15 protein-coding genes, 14 tRNA genes and 4 rRNA genes are annotated in these 17,666 nt (G+C 52.0%); 2 read left to right on the plus strand and 31 right to left on the minus strand.

Translation table 11 applies throughout. The features are described from left to right. Position 1: 1 nt before the first annotated feature. The 13 genes from KDC22_RS29385 to KDC22_RS29445 all read right to left on the minus strand — a co-directional run bounded on the left by KDC22_RS29385 (position 2) and on the right by KDC22_RS29445 (position 9,714). Positions 2-415: a phosphoglucomutase gene (locus KDC22_RS29385; RefSeq protein WP_211721254.1), complete on the minus strand. Its 414-nt coding sequence runs from the start codon at positions 413-415 to the stop codon at positions 2-4. Between the two features lie 2 nt (positions 416-417). Then, positions 418-1,476: a baseplate J/gp47 family protein gene (locus tag KDC22_RS29390; RefSeq protein ID WP_211721255.1), complete on the minus strand. Its 1,059-nt coding sequence runs from the start codon at positions 1,474-1,476 to the stop codon at positions 418-420. Further along, on the minus strand, positions 1,469-1,897 hold the full coding sequence (locus tag KDC22_RS29395) for a DUF2634 domain-containing protein (protein ID WP_211721256.1): 429 nt from the start codon (positions 1,895-1,897) through the stop codon (positions 1,469-1,471). Before KDC22_RS29395 ends, KDC22_RS29390 begins: the two co-directional genes overlap by 8 nt. Further along, positions 1,894-2,187 carry a DUF2577 domain-containing protein gene (locus KDC22_RS29400; protein ID WP_173138947.1) on the minus strand — a complete coding sequence of 98 codons (294 nt, stop codon included), beginning with the start codon at positions 2,185-2,187 and terminating at the stop codon, positions 1,894-1,896. The genes KDC22_RS29395 and KDC22_RS29400 overlap by 4 nt, the downstream gene beginning before the upstream one ends. 5 nt (positions 2,188-2,192) lie before the next feature. Then, positions 2,193-3,155: an XkdQ/YqbQ family protein gene (locus KDC22_RS29405; RefSeq protein ID WP_211721257.1), complete on the minus strand. Its 963-nt coding sequence runs from the start codon at positions 3,153-3,155 to the stop codon at positions 2,193-2,195. 12 nt (positions 3,156-3,167) lie between these two features. Next, positions 3,168-3,872, minus strand: a complete 705-nt coding sequence (locus KDC22_RS29410; protein WP_211721258.1) for a LysM peptidoglycan-binding domain-containing protein — start codon at positions 3,870-3,872, stop codon at positions 3,168-3,170. 1 nt (position 3,873) lies between these two features. Then, complete coding sequence (locus tag KDC22_RS29415; protein WP_211721259.1) at positions 3,874-5,685, minus strand: phage tail tape measure protein; 1,812 nt, start codon at positions 5,683-5,685, stop codon at positions 3,874-3,876. A gap of 192 nt (positions 5,686-5,877) precedes the next feature. Continuing rightward, positions 5,878-6,300 carry a phage tail assembly chaperone gene (locus tag KDC22_RS29420; protein WP_173138955.1) on the minus strand — a complete coding sequence of 141 codons (423 nt, stop codon included), beginning with the start codon at positions 6,298-6,300 and terminating at the stop codon, positions 5,878-5,880. A 97-nt stretch (positions 6,301-6,397) separates the two neighbouring features. Continuing rightward, positions 6,398-6,868, minus strand: coding sequence for a phage tail tube protein (locus KDC22_RS29425; RefSeq protein ID WP_173138957.1), 471 nt, complete (start codon positions 6,866-6,868; stop codon positions 6,398-6,400). Between the two features lies 1 nt (position 6,869). After that, complete coding sequence (locus KDC22_RS29430; RefSeq protein ID WP_211721260.1) at positions 6,870-8,192, minus strand: phage tail sheath family protein; 1,323 nt, start codon at positions 8,190-8,192, stop codon at positions 6,870-6,872. Next, positions 8,192-8,398, minus strand: coding sequence for a hypothetical protein (locus KDC22_RS29435; protein ID WP_211721261.1), 207 nt, complete (start codon positions 8,396-8,398; stop codon positions 8,192-8,194). The genes KDC22_RS29430 and KDC22_RS29435 overlap by 1 nt, the downstream gene beginning before the upstream one ends. Further along, complete coding sequence (locus KDC22_RS29440) at positions 8,395-8,817, minus strand: phage tail terminator family protein (RefSeq protein WP_211721262.1); 423 nt, start codon at positions 8,815-8,817, stop codon at positions 8,395-8,397. Before KDC22_RS29440 ends, KDC22_RS29435 begins: the two co-directional genes overlap by 4 nt. 402 nt (positions 8,818-9,219) lie before the next feature. Further along, positions 9,220-9,714: an ArpU family phage packaging/lysis transcriptional regulator gene (locus KDC22_RS29445; RefSeq protein WP_216857452.1), complete on the minus strand. Its 495-nt coding sequence runs from the start codon at positions 9,712-9,714 to the stop codon at positions 9,220-9,222. Between the two features lie 299 nt (positions 9,715-10,013). Here KDC22_RS29445 and KDC22_RS29450 point away from each other — a divergent pair, with 299 nt between their 5' ends. After that, positions 10,014-10,454 (plus strand): transcriptional regulator, encoded by a 441-nt coding sequence (locus tag KDC22_RS29450; RefSeq protein ID WP_211721263.1) that lies wholly within the window; start codon positions 10,014-10,016, stop codon positions 10,452-10,454. A 45-nt stretch (positions 10,455-10,499) separates the two neighbouring features. Next, the gene (locus tag KDC22_RS29455; RefSeq protein ID WP_173138980.1) at positions 10,500-10,913 is read left to right on the plus strand and encodes an ImmA/IrrE family metallo-endopeptidase; all 414 of its coding nucleotides are present in this window, start codon (positions 10,500-10,502) and stop codon (positions 10,911-10,913) included. A gap of 79 nt (positions 10,914-10,992) precedes the next feature. Here KDC22_RS29455 and KDC22_RS29460 read toward each other — a convergent pair. From KDC22_RS29460 to KDC22_RS29545, 18 genes are all read right to left on the minus strand, one after another. Continuing rightward, positions 10,993-11,066: transfer RNA gene (locus tag KDC22_RS29460), tRNA-Pro, on the minus strand. A gap of 18 nt (positions 11,067-11,084) precedes the next feature. After that, a tRNA-Gly gene (locus tag KDC22_RS29465) sits at positions 11,085-11,158 on the minus strand. A 12-nt stretch (positions 11,159-11,170) separates the two neighbouring features. After that, positions 11,171-11,244: transfer RNA gene (locus KDC22_RS29470), tRNA-Pro, on the minus strand. A 158-nt stretch (positions 11,245-11,402) separates the two neighbouring features. Next, positions 11,403-11,479, minus strand: a tRNA-Arg gene (locus KDC22_RS29475). 8 nt (positions 11,480-11,487) lie between these two features. Further along, positions 11,488-11,562, minus strand: a tRNA-Gly gene (locus KDC22_RS29480). 6 nt (positions 11,563-11,568) lie between these two features. Then, a tRNA-Leu gene (locus KDC22_RS29485) sits at positions 11,569-11,652 on the minus strand. Between the two features lie 16 nt (positions 11,653-11,668). Next, positions 11,669-11,741: transfer RNA gene (locus KDC22_RS29490), tRNA-Lys, on the minus strand. A 5-nt stretch (positions 11,742-11,746) separates the two neighbouring features. After that, positions 11,747-11,820 (minus strand) — tRNA-Gln (locus KDC22_RS29495). A 53-nt stretch (positions 11,821-11,873) separates the two neighbouring features. Further along, positions 11,874-11,949, minus strand: a tRNA-Val gene (locus tag KDC22_RS29500). A 55-nt stretch (positions 11,950-12,004) separates the two neighbouring features. Then, a tRNA-Glu gene (locus KDC22_RS29505) sits at positions 12,005-12,079 on the minus strand. Positions 12,080-12,091: 12 nt separating this feature from the next. Next, positions 12,092-12,167: transfer RNA gene (locus tag KDC22_RS29510), tRNA-Thr, on the minus strand. Position 12,168: 1 nt separating this feature from the next. Next, positions 12,169-12,244: transfer RNA gene (locus KDC22_RS29515), tRNA-Asn, on the minus strand. Between the two features lie 9 nt (positions 12,245-12,253). After that, a 5S ribosomal RNA gene (rrf, locus tag KDC22_RS29520) occupies positions 12,254-12,370 on the minus strand. 77 nt (positions 12,371-12,447) lie between these two features. After that, a 23S ribosomal RNA gene (locus KDC22_RS29525) occupies positions 12,448-15,374 on the minus strand. A 242-nt stretch (positions 15,375-15,616) separates the two neighbouring features. After that, positions 15,617-15,692: transfer RNA gene (locus KDC22_RS29530), tRNA-Ala, on the minus strand. 27 nt (positions 15,693-15,719) lie between these two features. Beyond that, a tRNA-Ile gene (locus KDC22_RS29535) sits at positions 15,720-15,796 on the minus strand. Positions 15,797-15,840: 44 nt separating this feature from the next. After that, positions 15,841-15,957: ribosomal RNA gene (rrf, locus tag KDC22_RS29540) — 5S ribosomal RNA — on the minus strand. 124 nt (positions 15,958-16,081) lie between these two features. Beyond that, a 16S ribosomal RNA gene (locus tag KDC22_RS29545) occupies positions 16,082-17,637 on the minus strand. Together the 16S, 23S and 5S rRNA genes with 14 tRNA genes alongside form the textbook arrangement of a ribosomal RNA operon. Positions 17,638-17,666: the final 29 nt, after the last annotated feature.

Consider the following 17,666-nt stretch of genomic DNA (forward strand, 5'->3'; position numbering starts at 1 on the left):
TTCACACCTCTCTTCTAAAAGATCCGCCGTCAATCCGCCCGGCCTGTTTATAACGTTCCAGCTCAATCTGCGTGGCGGTCAGCCCCGTCTGCAATTGATTCACATCATCCGCCTCCACGGTATCGCCCGGTGTTTCGTAAGTGACGTACACTTCGGGCTCATCGGCATAGATCCTGATCATCCGCCGCCAAGGCGCCTCGTCCGGAAAAGATACCGAATAATTCCGCACCTCTGTCCCGCTATAACGTGAGCCTGTATACACCGAGAGGGTCTGATTATTAATGTTGTCGTGGGCCAGAAGCCCGCTGTATACACCGCCCGTAAGAAGAAGCTTCTCTTCTACAACATAATTTCCGCCATTCGCTTTTTGGTTCAGCTTGTCCTGAAAGACGTCAATCTGCTCCGGATATCCCATAGCTACACCTCCAGTACGACACTGCCGAAGAGCGGCACTTCAGTTTCATTGAGAGTCACATTCCCCGCACCGCCGTTCAGCTTCAGCCCGCTGTAATCCACAATGCCCTCCGTATCCAGCAGCAGGGACCCAACAACGGAATGACTGATGTAGGTGGCGGCAAAAGCCTTCTCCTTGCGGTATTTCTCCAAGATCGCCGTAAAAGCCTGAATAACCGGCTGCAGCGCATAACCTGCCGCCAGCGTAACCTTCGCAGTAACACTGATCGTTTTGCCTGTCGCCGATTCCACCGTTACTACGGCACCCACCGGTGCTTGGCCCTCGCCAAGACCCGGAGCAGGATCAATGTACTGTTGCACCTGGGAGACCAGCAGCGTAGAAGCAGGCTTATGCTCCGCATTCACAATGACCACTTTTACCGTTTTCGGTCCGGCCCACAGCGGAAAAACCCTCGCTCCCCCTACACCCTCTATGTCCTGTGCCCACTCCATGTAGTGATATTTATTGCCGCTCGTCGAAGGCCGTCTGGCCGAATCGAAATACCGCTGCCGCAGTGCTTCATCCGGCTCCGCATCCGTACCGGGAACAAGCATTGCCGTAATCTCTCCCCGGGCAAGCCCCGGGATATAATCAATGGGCAGCAGCGTGCCCGAGTACTGGTTCCCTTCGGCCCCGGCGGTCTCACTCTCGATCCGGTACGTTCCGGGAGCCAGCTTCTCCGCCGCACGATAATGAAGTAAGCCCAGGGAGAAGCGGCTGCCCAGAGGAATATCCAGCAGCTCCCCGCCGCCGGTATAGAACCTGGCACCCAGCTGCGCCTTTCCTGCGGCATGACGGGTAATTCCTGTCCAGGCAATACTGCGTTCCAGATACTCACCGCCTGCAGTGTCCGGGAAATATAGATTATTGCTGACATCCAGCTCCATATACATCTGGGCCATCTCCGCCGCTGCGGGAGCAAGCGCATCATAAATGATGCTTCCCTCGCGCTTGTCCATCCCTTCCGGCACCCGGTCCAGCATACGTTCGAGCAGAGACTCATAAGTCTGATCCTCATACACCGGCAATCCCCTCCTTTCTCAGTTCAAAATCGCCGTAAAGCGTAACCGCTGTGCAGCTGAAGCTTACCGTATCCCCGTTAAACCTAATCTCCACATCCTCAAGCGCCTGAATCCGTTCATCCTGAAGCAGCGCATCACTGATCAGCCTGCGCAGCTCCGGACGGGCCAGCAGCCTGTCCTGACCCAGCACTAGATTCCACTCCGTTCCATAGTTTGAGCTATAGATCAAATGTTCAAATCGGCCCGTCTGCAGCACTTTGACCGCTGCCTGCTTCACCGCTTCAAGCCCATCGACCCGCCCTGTAATCCGTCCCTGCTCCCAGTTCATCCGGTACGTTAAGCTGGGGCCGCCCCCCGGTTCGGAAGTATTCTCTTCCAGAGAGGCCGTAACCGGGCCTGATCTGCCAATCGCCGGAATCATAAGTCCACCAGCCGATCCAGGACAATGTAGCTCTGTCCGCCTTGCATACGCACGAGCAGCACGCGGTCACCCGCCTCAAGCCCGCGGCGCAGCAGAATCTCCCGGCCCTCTACCACAGCACTACTCTCCATCACGGATTCAAGCACAACCAGTGCCGGTCCGCTCAGAATGAACCGCTGCTCTACCTGAATCTGCAGCGGCTGCGCCAGGATTACCGTCCCATAAGAAAAAGCCACCGGATTCGTATTGGATACGGCCCCGAGGCTTGCTTGTTTAATAATATCGAGCATGTTGTCTACACCACCTTAATGTCTAGGGACATCGTATGCTCCCCTCCTGAAATTTTGTGGCTGCACTGGTCAACCAGGAATACCTGCGTCTCGAATTCATCCAGCAGGACATAGATGAAGTTCCCGGCCCGCACCCGCATATCGCCGATGGCCTGGACAGAGAGGCTGAGCTTCTCGCGGTTATGCAGCTTCAGCAGATTGTCTGCCTTCTCCTGGATTTGCGCGGCATTCGCTTTATCGTCCGCCTTCTGGTACAGGTGAAGAATCCCCCAGCGTGCCACATTGTCCTTATCCGTAACCGGATAGAACTCCCGTTTGCCGGTTTCTTCATTGTCCCGGTAGAGCAGAATCGTATTGTACGTATCGTCGTCGATGCTTTTTTTCAGCGAATAATCATACAGGTAATGTCCTGCTCCAAGGACCACATTCAGCAGCATCGCCTGAGGTGCGCGCAAGGTCAGCTTCCCGAAATCATCATAAAAAGCCATAAGCTGTCCCATATACTGCAGCTCACTGCCCACCGCTCCCATAATAATATCGAGCAGCTTCTTGTTATCCTCAATCAGAGAGGGGATTGTGTACTTCGCCGGGTCCAGTGTACCCAGCCGTAGTCCGCGGTCCTTGGCTATGGTGCTGATGACCTCGCTTGCCGTAATATTCTGTAGTACATAACTGCCGTTGCCCAGCAGATAACGGATTTGATCATAAGCCGTCAGCTTCATCTCCTGATTCGCTCCCGTATCTATACTGAAGACGAACCCGTAGAACACATCTACCCCGTCTTTCCTGAACTGCACAATATCGCCGTTGCTGATGCGGAACTTGGCATGCTGATAGATACCGCTGTCCACCAGCGTCAGCTCCAGGGTGGCAGGCTTGCCGGTACGCGTAGTTTTCCAGGAGATATCAGTGGTAATCCCGGAGACATCCCAGATCTTGCCTTCTTTATTGATGACTATCAGTTCCATCGCCATGTCCTCCTACGACAGCTTAATCACTCTGCCGATTTTGAGCTTCTTCAGCTCGCTGTCCGGGATATTGTTAAGCTTTTGCAGAGTTTTGCTTTTGCTGCCGTCACCCAGGTGTTTTTGGGCAATCGACCAGAGGGTATCCCCGGCTTTGAGGGTATACGTGGACGGTGCGGTCTTCTCACTTGCCCGTTTCTGCTGCTTCTTCACCTCACCATTGCTGGCTACCTTCATGCCTAACGCCTGATAGAACACGTACTTTTTGAGACCGAGGGTATACTCAATATCGCCGGATGAACCCGCACTCAGCTTCCAGGAGAAGCTCTCGATGCTGACCGCCATATTGATGCCGATCTCCCCGTTTAACGTCTGCTGCTCCTGGGCACTCTCCTGCTTCAGCCCCGAGAAAACAAACCGGACCGGTCTGCGGCTCAGCATCCATTTGCGGATCAGCTCCACATATTCATAGGGCTTCAGCAGCCTGCCGGCATTCTCCCTGGAATACACCACGAACGGATAATACTGTGCCGGGAACATACTCTCAATGGTGATCTCCGTCAGCTTCGGATAGGCAATGACATTGATTTCGCCAAAATTCACGATCGTATAGCCCTTGCTGTCGCCATTCTCTTTGATCTCCAGGGTCTCAGGGTTAACCGGAAGCCGGATCACCTCTTCATAGTTGTTGAAGCTCAGATAGAACCCATACTCTTCCACGTTACGTATACACCCCCTGGGCTGTAGAGACAAATTCCTCTTTCAGCTTTTGCCCGATCTTCGTAATGATAGAATCAATGTCGCCGGAATTGTTAATGTTACCTGTTGTTACCTGCACTGTTGGAGTCAGCTCCACGAAATTCTGCACCGACTGGATCTCCGCCAGCTCCCGCAGCATATCCAGATCGTCGCTGGAGACATCGACCTTCTCATTAATGGAGCCTATTTCGCCTACTTTGTTGACGCTGTTGATGTTCGCTGCAGCGGCTTGAGCAGGATTCTTCGATTGATCATCTTCTTGCTTTGGCGGGTCCAGCTTGGTATTGAATTTTTTAGTAAGAGCCAATGTTTTGCCTGTGTATTCCTCCACACTCTTGGAGGTATCTACGAATTCCTTCTTCGGTGTATTGTATACATCCTTAGTGGATGTAGGTTCTACCAGAGTGCCTTGAACGTTCTTGATCATATCACTGAAGACATGCGGGTTCTCCGTATCAAGGAAGTTAGGCTTGAAATCAGCCAAGAATTCAAAGCCTGGAACTTTGCTTAACCACCCTGCCAACGTTTGAACTCCTTTAAGCACGAAGTTTATGCCCTCGGCTATGGCTTTGACGAACCCGCCTGCAAAGCTTTCAACACCTAATGCCATCTGATACATGAAGCCAAGGAAGTTCGTGGCCAGGTCATAGAACAGCTTCTGAACCGCATACGTCGGATCAATAAACAAGTTACGGAAGAAGTCTGCAAATGCAACGAAGTTATTGTACAGACCGATGACAAAGTTCTCAATCGTTGCCCTCAGCCAGCCAAAGGCTCCTCCAATAAAAGCTACTACCTCATCTACAGACACACCTGCCTGTTGAAGGATATAGATAAGCAGTGCTACAGCAGCAACGATTAAAAGGATCGGCCACATTCCTACAAGCCACGCGGCAGCAAGACTATATAACTGCACAATCATTGCAGCTATGAAGACAATGGCAATCGCCGCAAGGATTGGCCCTACAACATCCCAATTCTCCTGAAATGCTGTGAACATATACATGATGCCGTCAACCACTTCTCCAATCACCGTAGCAATCACCAAGAATGCATTCGCGATCAGATTTAGCGCCGTAGACATTCCTTCAGACTGAAACGCATTGTTCAAGGTATCCAGAATCGGACGCAGCGCAACGATCGCTTTTTGACCCATCATTTCCACTGCGTTATCCATATTCCCCTGCAGCTTATTCCATTTCCCCTTATCTTCATCCGTAGCGTTGGCAGTTATCGCTTTCGTTCCCAGAGACTTCACCTTATCGAATACACCCGCAAGGTCCAATGAACCCAGCGAGTCCATCGTTTTGGAGAGGAACCCCGGCTCGGCTGCTTTTTGTTCCTTCTCCTTCGCATTTTCCTTTTTCTTATTCAGCATATACCCTACAGCTTTTTCACCCACATAGGTGATTAGCTCGAATCCGCTGACGTCCAGCGCCTTCATTATTTTTTGGACTTTACCCATGAATCCGTTTTTGGCATTTCGGACGTCGCCGTCATCCGGACCGTCATTATCTGACCCTCCCCCAGAACGGCGGGACCTGGAAGAGTCACCTTCATCTGCCAGACGTCTGGCCGCTTCCTGAGCCTGCGTGAACCCTTCCATAAAAGACTTGTTTTTCTCTTCATACACCCGCTCCAATATCTGCTGCAGATCGCTGAGCGAGTGGCTGGCCCGGTTGAAATTCTGGTTCAGCCGGTCCCACTGTGCATTCACATTTTGCCATACCGTTAATGCCGTTACGGGAACCAACGCTGTGCTTGTAATTTCCATTCATTCACCCCCTTCATCTCTTCTTCCCCTTACTCCGGGCTCGCTCCCGTTTCTCCTTGTCCACACGCACAGCGATCATGGCATAGATTGCCGCGCGTTCGCGGACGGAGAGCTTCATCAGCTCATGCGGCAGAATGTGCAGCTCGTGGAGGGCGTAGTAGGCCAGATTAGCCTCACCGTCGCCCTCGTTGATTAGTTTTTTACGTCATCTACCAGCTCGTTCATATCTGTGGCGAAGCCGTTCAGGGCCTGCACCCGCTCACCCAGCGCCGCGAATTCACCGGGCAGCAGCATTTTGCGCAGCAGAGATTCCGCTCCCATTACCCCGTATGAACGCTGAAGCTCGGTATTCTTCAGGTCCGGGTGCACAATGCTTGCCGTCATCAGCTTGGCCATGTATTCATTGGGATCAATCTCCGTAGAGTACGTACCGTTCTTTCCTTTGATCTTGCGGGTGGCCGCTTTCCGGCATTCCTGGTTCTCTTCCTCATTCATACTGCGCAGCTTCCAGACCGCCGGATTGCCTTCCTTATCCTTGAACCGCAGTGAGACCGCGAACTCCTCTGTTGTATCACATGCCGCATTTTGCGCAAAAAACAAACTTAATTCACTCATGATGTTCCTCCCGGATTCTTATTGTGTATCGTTAGCGATGAGACCCGCCGCCCAATAACCCCACATCGTGGGGCATTGGCGAATTCAAGCTTATCTGTTATTGGCCAGAGCCTGCCGGAGCACTGAAGGACTGAGCCAGTTCCACATCCTCGAAGGTAAAAGCAACCTCTTCCTCCAGCGCATCCGACTCCGTATCGAGCGAAGCCATGATCACACTGTCTAGATTGACATCCTTCAGCATAATGCGCTGCGCCCCCACCGTAGAGGATGGATCTTCATTCGTCACGATAATGTTGAAGTACTGGTCAATCCCTGTCTTCATATAATCCAGCATCATCTGACGGAACCGGCTGGTCATGTAGAAAATCGTCATCGTACCGCTGCCCGACCAGCCGGTTGCCTTATGCTGCACCCCGCGGCGTCCCAGCGTCTTCACTTCCGCCTTCTGCTTCTCCACTGTAGCTTCGAGCGTCTTCACATAGAACATTTCTTCCGTCTGTCCGTTAATCATGGCATAGGCCCGGCCCTCCTGGCCGGATAGCGTATCGCTGGCTTTTAAGAATGTCATCTTAAACCACCTTCACTTTCATATATACTTTTTCTACGGAATCCACCGGCTTCACAGCTACCTCCAGCACAACGCTGTCACTGTCCGCTCCCGGGGTAACCACAATATCGCTCTGCGCGTTGAAATTCTCAATCGCCCCCAGATTCTGCAGGTCATTCATATAAGTGACACACTGCGTCCAGAACAACGCACGCCCGTCCTCATTATTCGGCAGCTTGCCAATGAAGTAGTTCTCAAAAATCCGCTTCAAATCACCCGCAATCCCATCCAGTACACGCAGCACACGGTTCTTCGAGAAGGCTTTGCCTTTGTCCGGGGAGAAGGAAGTAAAGGTGTTGATGTCCTGTTCAACCACAGCCCGGCCTCCGCTATAGGTGAAAAGCAGTTCCCCGTCTGTAAGCGCGGCTACCGTTTCGGAATGACTGAAGCGCACATCCGCATCAACGGCATCATCATAGGCCTGATACGTCAACGATTCATTCACAGCGGCGGCGGCAGTAGCACCGGCTACCCAGGCCACGGCATGCGTTTTATCCACCACAGTCCCGTCGCTCAGCACTACACCATTCGCCACACTGATGATGCCTTCTTGGTCAGCTGTAGCATAATCGGACAATACTGCCTGCACCTTCTTGCCTTCGGTAGAACGCAGACGCTTCACATAAGCGCTGTATAGGGACTTGAGCGTATTGTCCTGCGACACCAGACCCACGGTCTGGAAGTCCTGAACCTCAAGTGCCGACAGGAACGCACTATGCTCCGCATTAGTAACCGTACCGTTCGCCCCGCCAGCCAGCGGCATTCCTGCCGTTACCGTAAGGGAACCGGGCCCATTGGGTTTGAATTCCACATAGCTATTAGCAGCCAGCCCGTCAGCAGCGCTTACCGTTTGTTTGTCCACCTCAGCGCCATCGAGCAGCGTCCGCACATCGAACCGGGCATTGTCGTCAATGTTCTTCTCGATGATTACCTGAAGCGCATTGCCGCGTTCCCCGCCATACCTTGCCGTAGCCTGAACCCCGTTATTGGTCACGGCAGCCTTCACACCCTCATTCAGACGGTAGAGCAGCAGCGTACCTGCCCGTTTCAGCACTTCTCTTACAGGCAGCAGCTCAGCAGCCGTCAGATCATACCCAAGCTTTTGCCGGAAATTATCCTGAGCCGTAAGCTTCACAATCACTCCTGCGGGTCCCCAAGGCAGCGTAAGCGCCAAGGCCGCCGTACCGCGTTCCCCCATTTTACCTGCCACAATCCCGTTCGAGGCCACATTTACGTATACCCCCGGACGCACCTTGTTTTGTGTTGTCCATGTTCCTCCAGCCATTAGATAACCTCCTTATTTAGATACAGCCTCAATAATTGCTTAACGCCTTCCAATGTGTAGCATGCTTCCTCTTGCAGAACTACTTCCAGCACATCCTTTTCCCCCGGCGAAAAAAGGGCAGAACCCCTAATCTGCTTCTTCCCAAAAGCATCCGGCTCTCCTACGCTGCCTTTCAGCTCACTCGCCTTCATTCCCTTAGAACTCATTTCAGCCGCGCTCCTTCCGTGAAGTGCCCCATCAGCACTGCTTCTTCCTCCGGCTGCTTTTGCCTCTGGAGATAGAGCATGTAATCCACTGTGAACAGTGGCCCCTGTCCCTCTGATCCATTGATCCAGGACTGGCGCATCACTCGGAACTCAGGATTTCCGCCTTCTCTTGCCGCCAGCGCCTCACATAAGCCGTCTGCCATAGCCTCAGCCTCAAGCGGACTTCCCTGCTCATAGCGGATACCGAAGCGGTACACGGCCATGTACCTGTCTTCACGCTGCCGGTCATAGGTTGCTGAGATCAGCCCCAGCTTGAAGTAGGCCGTCTGTGGCTTCTCCCCCTCCACATAGACAGGAACACCCGGGAAGAACTGTACCAGCGCCACCGTGATGTTCTCCCGTAATTGTTGTACAGTCATGACTTCATTCCCCTTATGATTAGATGTGGTAATCCCTCCTGCCTTTCTTGAAATCACCAACGGATATAATTCAGCGAGAAGCATATCCGCCCTTTATCTGGCCATGACCGAAAGAACTTTCACCGCGTCTCGTATACCGGCCTCCAGTGGGCTGGATTATGTAGAGCATTCATGCTCCTGCGGTGTCCTTCTGCTTCATTTGCCATGTTATAATCATAGACCCCCTGCGACCTTGCAGAGACGCTTTTACAGAGGAGATAGAGATAACTTAGGGCGTTAAAAGGGATGGTAAAAGGAGGTTTGCGGCCCAAATCCGTTGACAAAGGCAGAGCCGCTATTTAAACAAAAAGGCCGCATCACCCTAACGGGTAATACGACCACTTGAAATGCCAATTACATCTCTCAAAAAGAACTCTGTCCCTTGACCACTCCGGCCGGGGACTTCTCCAGCGCAGCCAGAGATAACAGCTGCAGATCTGCAAGCGCCAGCGCCATCTTATAGAACGCCTTCGACCTTATTTTCACATACGTGTCCTTGCTCACCGGGGGATCGAACACATGATTATAGATCGTGTAATCGTAGCTCTCCTCTCTGCGCATGTATCTCTCCCGCACCAGCTGCTGCTCTCTCTGTGTAAGCCGCTCTACTACCGAGTCGATTACAGCGCAGTAAGCTCTTCTGGCTGCCGGCACATCCACATTATGGGCTGCTATGGCTGCTGTCTGATCGGTGACCGCATTCGTCGCTCCATGGAACCTTTCGGTGTATGAGTACGTAATTCCGGCCTCTTTAGCCTCGAAGGTTACAGTCTTAAATATCCGGTATTTCTCCAGCATATTCTCTATAGTGACCTGAGTCCGGCGGCGGTCAAGCTCGGGCAGCGAAGATAGGATCATCATTTGGACCACTCCTTTACGATTAAAAAAGATTTAAGAACTTTGTTGCGGACCTTTCCAGCCAAGTGTGGTAAAATTCTATTTGTTCGCATACTGTTCGCTTTTTTCAATAATATACCACTTATCTGCCAATTCAGTAAAACTCCATTTAAGCCCGTTTTGGAGCATAAACAAGCCTAAATCATCGTCATTCTTACCTTTTGGCAATAATGGACTCTTTATTGTTTACCTATTGGCATAAATAGCTTATATTAATAACAACAGCTATTTAGGTTATAAGGGATAAGGAGTGGTTAACGATGGCAGAGGAATTCGGCAACTATCTGAAACAGCTTCGGGAATCAAAGGGGCTGACCATTAATCAGCTGGCGGCTCTTGCCGGTATTAGTGGAGCACAAATTTCGCGGATCGAGAATGGATTGCGGGGTGTCCCTAAGCCGGCAACCCTGCGTAAGATTGCTGAAGCGACAGAGGTGTCTTACGAAGAGCTGATGGGCCACGCCGGTTATTTAACGGGAGCGGAAAGCAGTCCAGAGGGCTCCATACCTGTATGGGCCACAAGCAAGGATAAGCGGGACTTCCGCCAGATGCTGGAGGATGACGGTGAGCTGATGTTTGACGGAATCCCACTCAATAAGGAAGATAAGCAGCGGATCAAGGATGTGTTAACCGGCCTATTCTGGGAGGCGAAGCAGATGAATAAGAGAACCCAGCCCAAGCACAATCCAGGCAAGGAGTAATAACCAGGCAATCATACTACTATTAACATGCTGCGGGTGAAGAATATGGATGAGCTAATCAAGCGTCTGGTCAAAAAACACAATACCAACAGCCCATTCGAGCTGGCTGGGGCACTGGGTATTCACATCAGATTCATGAATCTGGGTGAAGGCACCAAGGGCTTATACTACCGTAAGTTAAGAAGAAGGTTCATTGTCATTCATAATCAGCTGCCTCTGGAGTGGCAACGTTTTGTGTGTGCGCATGAGCTGGCCCATGACCGCCTGCATAAAGGGGTCAACCGCTTCTTTATTGAGGAGAATTCCTATTTCTCCCCAGGTAAGCTGGAACGGCAGGCTAACCTATTCGCGGTGAAGCTGCTATCATTCGGCACCTCGATTGAGCAGGATGAATCTTTACAGAGCTATTATGCAAGGATTGGCATCCCGGCCGAGGTTGTCTTTTTTTTAGACGATTAAAGGAACATACGTTCCTTTAATCGCGCAACAAAAAACTCTTACCGCAGTAAGAGTTGATTGCCAGCCAATAGCTGTTCGATCGGGATGACACGATTTGAACATGCGACCCCCTGGTCCCAAACCAGGTGCTCTACCAAGCTGAGCTACATCCCGAAACTATGAAATTTAATATGGAGCGGGTGATGGGAATCGAACCCACGCTATCAGCTTGGAAGGCTGAAGTTCTACCATTGAACTACACCCGCAAAGGTGAAATATCGGGATGACACGATTTGAACATGCGACCCCCTGGTCCCAAACCAGGTGCTCTACCAAGCTGAGCTACATCCCGTTAATACAAGTGAAGCGATGATTCAATGAAGTATAAATGGCGCGCCCTGAGAGATACGGATGCTATGCATCCGATTGCGAAGTTGTGCTATCGAAGCTTATGCTCCAACGAACTCGTTCGAATCTGAAGGACACTTTGTTGAATCAATGAAGTAATAATGGCGCGCCCTGAGAGATTCGAACTCCCGGCCTTTTGATTCGTAGTCAAACGCTCTATCCAGCTGAGCTAAGGGCGCATACATAATGGAGCGGACGACGGGAATCGAACCCGCGACCCTCGCCTTGGCAAGGCGATGCTCTACCGCTGAGCCACGTCCGCAATAAGTGGTGCGCGTGAAGGGACTTGAACCCCCACGTCTTACGACGCCAGATCCTAAGTCTGGTGCGTCTGCCATTCCGCCACACGCGCATAAATCAATTACAAGTGAGCCATGAAGGACTCGAACCTTCGACACCCTGATTAAAAGTCAGGTGCTCTACCAACTGAGCTAATGGCTCGTATTTGGCAGGGGATATAGGATTCGAACCTATGATGACGGAGTCAGAGTCCGTTGCCTTACCACTTGGCGAATCCCCTATAATAGATACCTATATAATGCCCACAATCTTCCTCAAATATCAAGAACATTATGGTGGAGGCTGAGGGGTTCGAACCCCCGACCCTCTGCTTGTAAGGCAGATGCTCTCCCAGCTGAGCTAAGCCTCCATATGTATGGTGACCATTAAGGGTGAAACTCAGGGAATTCTCATCCCAATAAAAATGGTGACCCGTATGGGATTCGAACCCATGTTACCTCCGTGAAAGGGAGGTGTCTTAACCCCTTGACCAACGGGCCTTAGTAAATTTGTGGAGCTCTCAACCGGATTCGAACCGGTGACCTCTTCCTTACCATGGAAGCACTCTACCTGCTGAGCTATGAGAGCATGGCTCCCCGAACAGGACTCGAACCTGTGACAACTCGATTAACAGTCGAGTGCTCTACCAACTGAGCTATCAGGGAATATTGTCCGCTTGGCAACGTCCTACTCTCCCAGGACCCTTCGGTCCAAGTACCATCGGCGCTGGAGGGCTTAACGGTCGTGTTCGGGATGGGTACGCGTGGAACCCCTCCGCTATCGCCACCAAACGGGCATTTACAGCGTAAATGCTTCAGGATTTGATTCCTGAAAACTGAATCCGAAACGAATTTGTGTGTTAGTGTATTTGGATAAGCCCTCGACCGATTAGTATTGGTCAGCTCCATGCATTGCTGCACTTCCACCTCCAACCTATCTACCTCGTCGTCTTCAAGGGGTCTTACTAATTGGGAAATCTCATCTTGAGGGGGGCTTCACGCTTAGATGCTTTCAGCGCTTATCCCGTCCGTACGTAGCTACTCAGCCATGCTCCTGGCGGAACAACTGATGCACCAGCGGTACGTCCATCCCGGTCCTCTCGTACTAAGGACAGCTCCTCTCAAATTTCCTGCGCCCACGACAGATAGGGACCGAACTGTCTCACGACGTTCTGAACCCAGCTCGCGTACCGCTTTAATGGGCGAACAGCCCAACCCTTGGGACCTACTTCAGCCCCAGGATGCGATGAGCCGACATCGAGGTGCCAAACCTCCCCGTCGATGTGGACTCTTGGGGGAGATAAGCCTGTTATCCCCAGGGTAGCTTTTATCCGTTGAGCGATGGCCCTTCCATGCGGTACCACCGGATCACTAAGTCCGACTTTCGTCCCTGCTCGACTTGTAGGTCTCGCAGTCAAGCTCCCTTATGCCTTTGCACTCTGCGAATGATTTCCAACCATTCTGAGGGAACCTTTGAACGCCTCCGTTACTCTTTAGGAGGCGACCGCCCCAGTCAAACTGCCCGCCTGACACGGTCCCCGTACCCGATGAGGGCACCAGGTTAGAACCTAGATACGATCAGGGTGGTATCCCAACGGCGCCTCCGCAGAAGCTTGCGCTCCTGCCTCACCGGCTCCCACCTATCCTGTACAGATCGTACCCAAATTCAATATCAAGCTGCAGTAAAGCTCCATGGGGTCTTTCCGTCTTGTCGCGGGTAACCTGCATCTTCACAGGTATTAAAATTTCACCGGATCTCTCGTTGAGACAGCGCCCAAGTCGTTACGCCATTCGTGCGGGTCAGAATTTACCTGACAAGGAATTTCGCTACCTTAGGACCGTTATAGTTACGGCCGCCGTTTACTGGGGCTTCGGTTCACAGCTTCGGGTTGCCCCTAACCACTCCCCTTAACCTTCCAGCACCGGGCAGGCGTCAGCCCGTATACTTCGCCTTACGGCTTCGCACAGACCTGTGTTTTTGCTAAACAGTCGCTTGGGCCTTTTCACTGCGGCCCCCTCGGGCTATTCACCCTACCGAGGCACCTCTTCTCCCGAAGTTACGAGGTCATTTTGCCGAGTTCCTTAACGAGAGTTCTTCCGCGCGCCTTAGAATTCTCTTCTCGCCTACCTGTGTCGGTTTGCGGTACGGGCACCTTCTCCTGGCTAGAGGCTTTTCTTGGCAGTGTGAGATCATGACCTTCGCTACTATAATTTTCGCTCCCCATCACAGCCCAGCCTTAGTAATGTGCGGATTTGCCTACACATCAGCCTCACTGCTTAGACGGACATCCATCAGTCCGCGTCACTACCCTCCTGCGTCACCCCATCGCTCATAGCGGATTACGGTGGTACAGTAATTTCAAACTGTTGTCCTTCGACTACGCCTGTCGGCCTCGCCTTAGGTCCCGACTTACCCTGAGCGGACGAGCCTTCCTCAGGAAACCTTGGGCTTTCGGCGGATCAGATTCTCACTGATCTTTTCGTTACTCATACCGGCATTCTCACTTGTGTAGTGTCCAGCGCTCCTTACGGTACACCTTCAACCCCTACACAACGCTCCCCTACCCCAGATGCAAAGCATCTAGCCATAGCTTCGGTGGTGTGTTTAGCCCCGTTACATTTTCGGCGCAGAGTCACTCGACCAGTGAGCTATTACGCACTCTTTCAATGGTGGCTGCTTCTAAGCCAACATCCTGGTTGTCTGTGCAACTCCACATCCTTTCCCACTTAACACACACTTGGGGACCTTAGCTGATGGTCTGGGCTGTTTCCCTTTTGACAATGGATCTTAGCACTCACTGTCTGACTCCCGGCAAGAAGTAAATGGCATTCGGAGTTTGACTGAGCTTGGTAACCCTTGCGGGCCCCGCACCCAATCAGTGCTCTACCTCCACCACTCCATTCACCGAGGCTAGCCCTAAAGCTATTTCGGGGAGAACCAGCTATCTCCGAGTTCGATTGGAATTTCTCCGCTACCCCCACCTCATCCCCGCATTTTTCAACATGCGTGGGTTCGGGCCTCCAGTGCGTGTTACCGCACCTTCACCCTGGACAGGGGTAGATCACACGGTTTCGGGTCTACGTCCACATACTCAATCGCCCTATTCAGACTCGCTTTCGCTGCGGCTCCGGCTTCTCACCTTAACCTTGCATGTTAAACGTAACTCGCCGGTTCATTCTACAAAAGGCACGCCATCACCCATAAAAAGGGCTCTGACTTTTTGTAAGCACACGGTTTCAGGTTCTATTTCACTCCCCTTCCGGGGTGCTTTTCACCTTTCCCTCACGGTACTGTTTCACTATCGGTCGCCAGGTAGTATTTAGCCTTAGCAGATGGTCCTGCTGGATTCATACGGGGTTTCACGTGCCCCGCACTACTCGGGATCCGTCTCGGAGAGAACACCATTTCGGCTACAGGGCTTTTACCTCTATCGCGGGCCTTTCCAGACCTCTTCGCCTACCATATTCCTTTGTAACTCCATGTGAGACGTCCCACAACCCCAAGGGGCAAGCCCCTTGGTTTAGGCTGTTCCGCGTTCGCTCGCCGCTACTGACGGAATCACTATTGTTTTCTCTTCCTCAGGGTACTTAGATGTTTCAGTTCCCCTGGTCTGCCTCTGCATTTCCTATGTATTCAGAAATGAGTAACTGCGAATTACCACAGCTGGGTTTCCCCATTCGGACACCCCCGGATCAAAGCTTGCTTACAGCTCCCCGAGGCAGTTTCGTTGTTCGCCACGTCCTTCGTCGGCTCCTGGCGCCTAGGCATCCTCCGTGTGCTCTTATTAGCTTAACCAACGCTCCGATGTTTGGCTGATTTGCTCATCTTGTTTTGAATGCTGTTCATGGATTGCTCCATTCACCAACACATTCAAAGCCAAAGGTCGCTTCATCATCCAAAATCTTCGCTTAGCATCACTATAATATTGAAACTTGTTTACACAAGTTCAGCTTAAAGGAATGTTCTAAAACGCAAATTCGTTTCGGTATCCAGTTTTCAAGGATCAAGTTCTTGCATATACTTTTGTAAAGAAGTTTTGGTGGAGCCAAGCGGGATCGAACCGCTGACCTCCTGCTTGCAAGGCAGGCGCTCTCCCAGCTGAGCTATGGCCCCAAAATGGTATTCAATTAAAATGTTATATGGTGGGCCTTGGTGGACTCGAACCACCGACCTCACCCTTATCAGAGGTGCGCTCTAACCAACTGAGCTAAAAGCCCATATAACAGATAACATTGTGAATCAATCAATAAATTGATTGTTCGCTTGGCGGCGTCCTACTCTCCCAGGACCCTTCGGTCCAAGTACCATCGGCGCTGGAGGGCTTAACGGTCGTGTTCGGGATGGGTACGTGTGGAACCCCTCCGCTATCGCCACCAAACGCATACGAAAGAGACTTGCTCTTTCAAAACTGAACACGAGTGAGTGTTCGAACCCGAAGGTTCTATTGTGGAAGCTTAGCTTCCGATTTGAATGTCTCCATTGCAGGAAACGATTCTCCATAGAAAGGAGGTGATCCAGCCGCACCTTCCGATACGGCTACCTTGTTACGACTTCACCCCAATCATCTACCCCACCTTCGGCGGCTGGCTCCCTTGCGGGTTACTCCACCGACTTCGGGTGTTGTAAACTCTCGTGGTGTGACGGGCGGTGTGTACAAGACCCGGGAACGTATTCACCGCGGCATGCTGATCCGCGATTACTAGCAATTCCGACTTCATGCAGGCGAGTTGCAGCCTGCAATCCGAACTGAGACCGGCTTTGCTGGGATTGGCTCCACCTCGCGGTTTCGCTTCCCGTTGTACCGGCCATTGTAGTACGTGTGTAGCCCAGGTCATAAGGGGCATGATGATTTGACGTCATCCCCACCTTCCTCCGGTTTGTCACCGGCAGTCACTCTAGAGTGCCCAGCTCAACCTGCTGGCAACTAAAGTCAAGGGTTGCGCTCGTTGCGGGACTTAACCCAACATCTCACGACACGAGCTGACGACAACCATGCACCACCTGTCTCCGATGCTCCGAAGAGGGGCACTATCTCTAATGCTTTCATCGGGATGTCAAGACCTGGTAAGGTTCTTCGCGTTGCTTCGAATTAAACCACATACTCCACTGCTTGTGCGGGTCCCCGTCAATTCCTTTGAGTTTCAGTCTTGCGACCGTACTCCCCAGGCGGAGTGCTTACTGTGTTAACTTCGGCACCAAGGGTATCGAAACCCCTAACACCTAGCACTCATCGTTTACGGCGTGGACTACCAGGGTATCTAATCCTGTTTGCTCCCCACGCTTTCGCGCCTCAGCGTCAGTTACAGCCCAGAAAGTCGCCTTCGCCACTGGTGTTCCTCCACATATCTACGCATTTCACCGCTACACGTGGAATTCCACTTTCCTCTTCTGTACTCAAGTTACCCAGTTTCCAGTGCGACCTCAGGTTGAGCCCAAGGTTTAAACACCAGACTTAAATAACCGCCTGCGCGCGCTTTACGCCCAATAATTCCGGACAACGCTTGCCCCCTACGTATTACCGCGGCTGCTGGCACGTAGTTAGCCGGGGCTTTCTTCTCAGGTACCGTCACTCCGGCAGCAGTTACTCTACCGGACGTTCTTCCCTGGCAACAGAGCTTTACGATCCGAAAACCTTCATCACTCACGCGGCATTGCTCCGTCAGGCTTGCGCCCATTGCGGAAGATTCCCTACTGCTGCCTCCCGTAGGAGTCTGGGCCGTGTCTCAGTCCCAGTGTGGCCGTTCACCCTCTCAGGTCGGCTACGCATCGTCGCCTTGGTGAGCCATTACCCCACCAACTAGCTAATGCGCCGCAGGCCCATCCCCAAGTGGCAGATTGCTCCGCCTTTCATTCTCTCTTCAGGAGAGGAAAGAAATTATCCGGTATTAGCTACCGTTTCCGGTAGTTATCCCAGTCTTGAGGGCAGGTTGCCTACGTGTTACTCACCCGTCCGCCGCTAAGTTAATCCAGAGCAAGCTCCTTCATAACTCCGCTCGACTTGCATGTATTAGGCATGCCGCCAGCGTTCGTCCTGAGCCAGGATCAAACTCTCCAAATTGGTATTTAGAAAGAGCGATTGCTCATTTT

The organism is Paenibacillus tritici, from assembly GCF_018207515.1.
In the GTDB taxonomy this organism is placed as follows: Bacteria; Bacillota; Bacilli; order Paenibacillales; family Paenibacillaceae; genus Paenibacillus_AQ; species Paenibacillus_AQ tritici.

Coding starts and splice junctions, on each gene's coding strand:
- KDC22_RS29395 (WP_211721256.1), bottom strand. CDS start 1,897: ATGATTCCGGCGATTGGCAGATCAGGCCCGGTTACGGCCTCTCTGGAA.
- KDC22_RS29435 (WP_211721261.1), bottom strand. CDS start 8,398: ATGAGTTCTAAGGGAATGAAGGCGAGTGAGCTGAAAGGCAGCGTAGGA.
- KDC22_RS29405 (WP_211721257.1), bottom strand. CDS start 3,155: ATGGAACTGATAGTCATCAATAAAGAAGGCAAGATCTGGGATGTCTCC.
- KDC22_RS29400 (WP_173138947.1), bottom strand. CDS start 2,187: ATGCTCGATATTATTAAACAAGCAAGCCTCGGGGCCGTATCCAATACG.
- KDC22_RS29420 (WP_173138955.1), bottom strand. CDS start 6,300: ATGAGTGAATTAAGTTTGTTTTTTGCGCAAAATGCGGCATGTGATACA.
- KDC22_RS29430 (WP_211721260.1), bottom strand. CDS start 8,192: ATGGCTGGAGGAACATGGACAACACAAAACAAGGTGCGTCCGGGGGTA.
- KDC22_RS29440 (WP_211721262.1), bottom strand. CDS start 8,817: ATGACTGTACAACAATTACGGGAGAACATCACGGTGGCGCTGGTACAG.
- KDC22_RS29455 (WP_173138980.1), top strand. CDS start 10,500: ATGGATGAGCTAATCAAGCGTCTGGTCAAAAAACACAATACCAACAGC.
- KDC22_RS29415 (WP_211721259.1), bottom strand. CDS start 5,685: ATGGAAATTACAAGCACAGCGTTGGTTCCCGTAACGGCATTAACGGTA.
- KDC22_RS29445 (WP_216857452.1), bottom strand. CDS start 9,714: ATGATCCTATCTTCGCTGCCCGAGCTTGACCGCCGCCGGACTCAGGTC.
- KDC22_RS29425 (WP_173138957.1), bottom strand. CDS start 6,868: ATGACATTCTTAAAAGCCAGCGATACGCTATCCGGCCAGGAGGGCCGG.
- KDC22_RS29385 (WP_211721254.1), bottom strand. CDS start 415: ATGGGATATCCGGAGCAGATTGACGTCTTTCAGGACAAGCTGAACCAA.
- KDC22_RS29450 (WP_211721263.1), top strand. CDS start 10,014: ATGGCAGAGGAATTCGGCAACTATCTGAAACAGCTTCGGGAATCAAAG.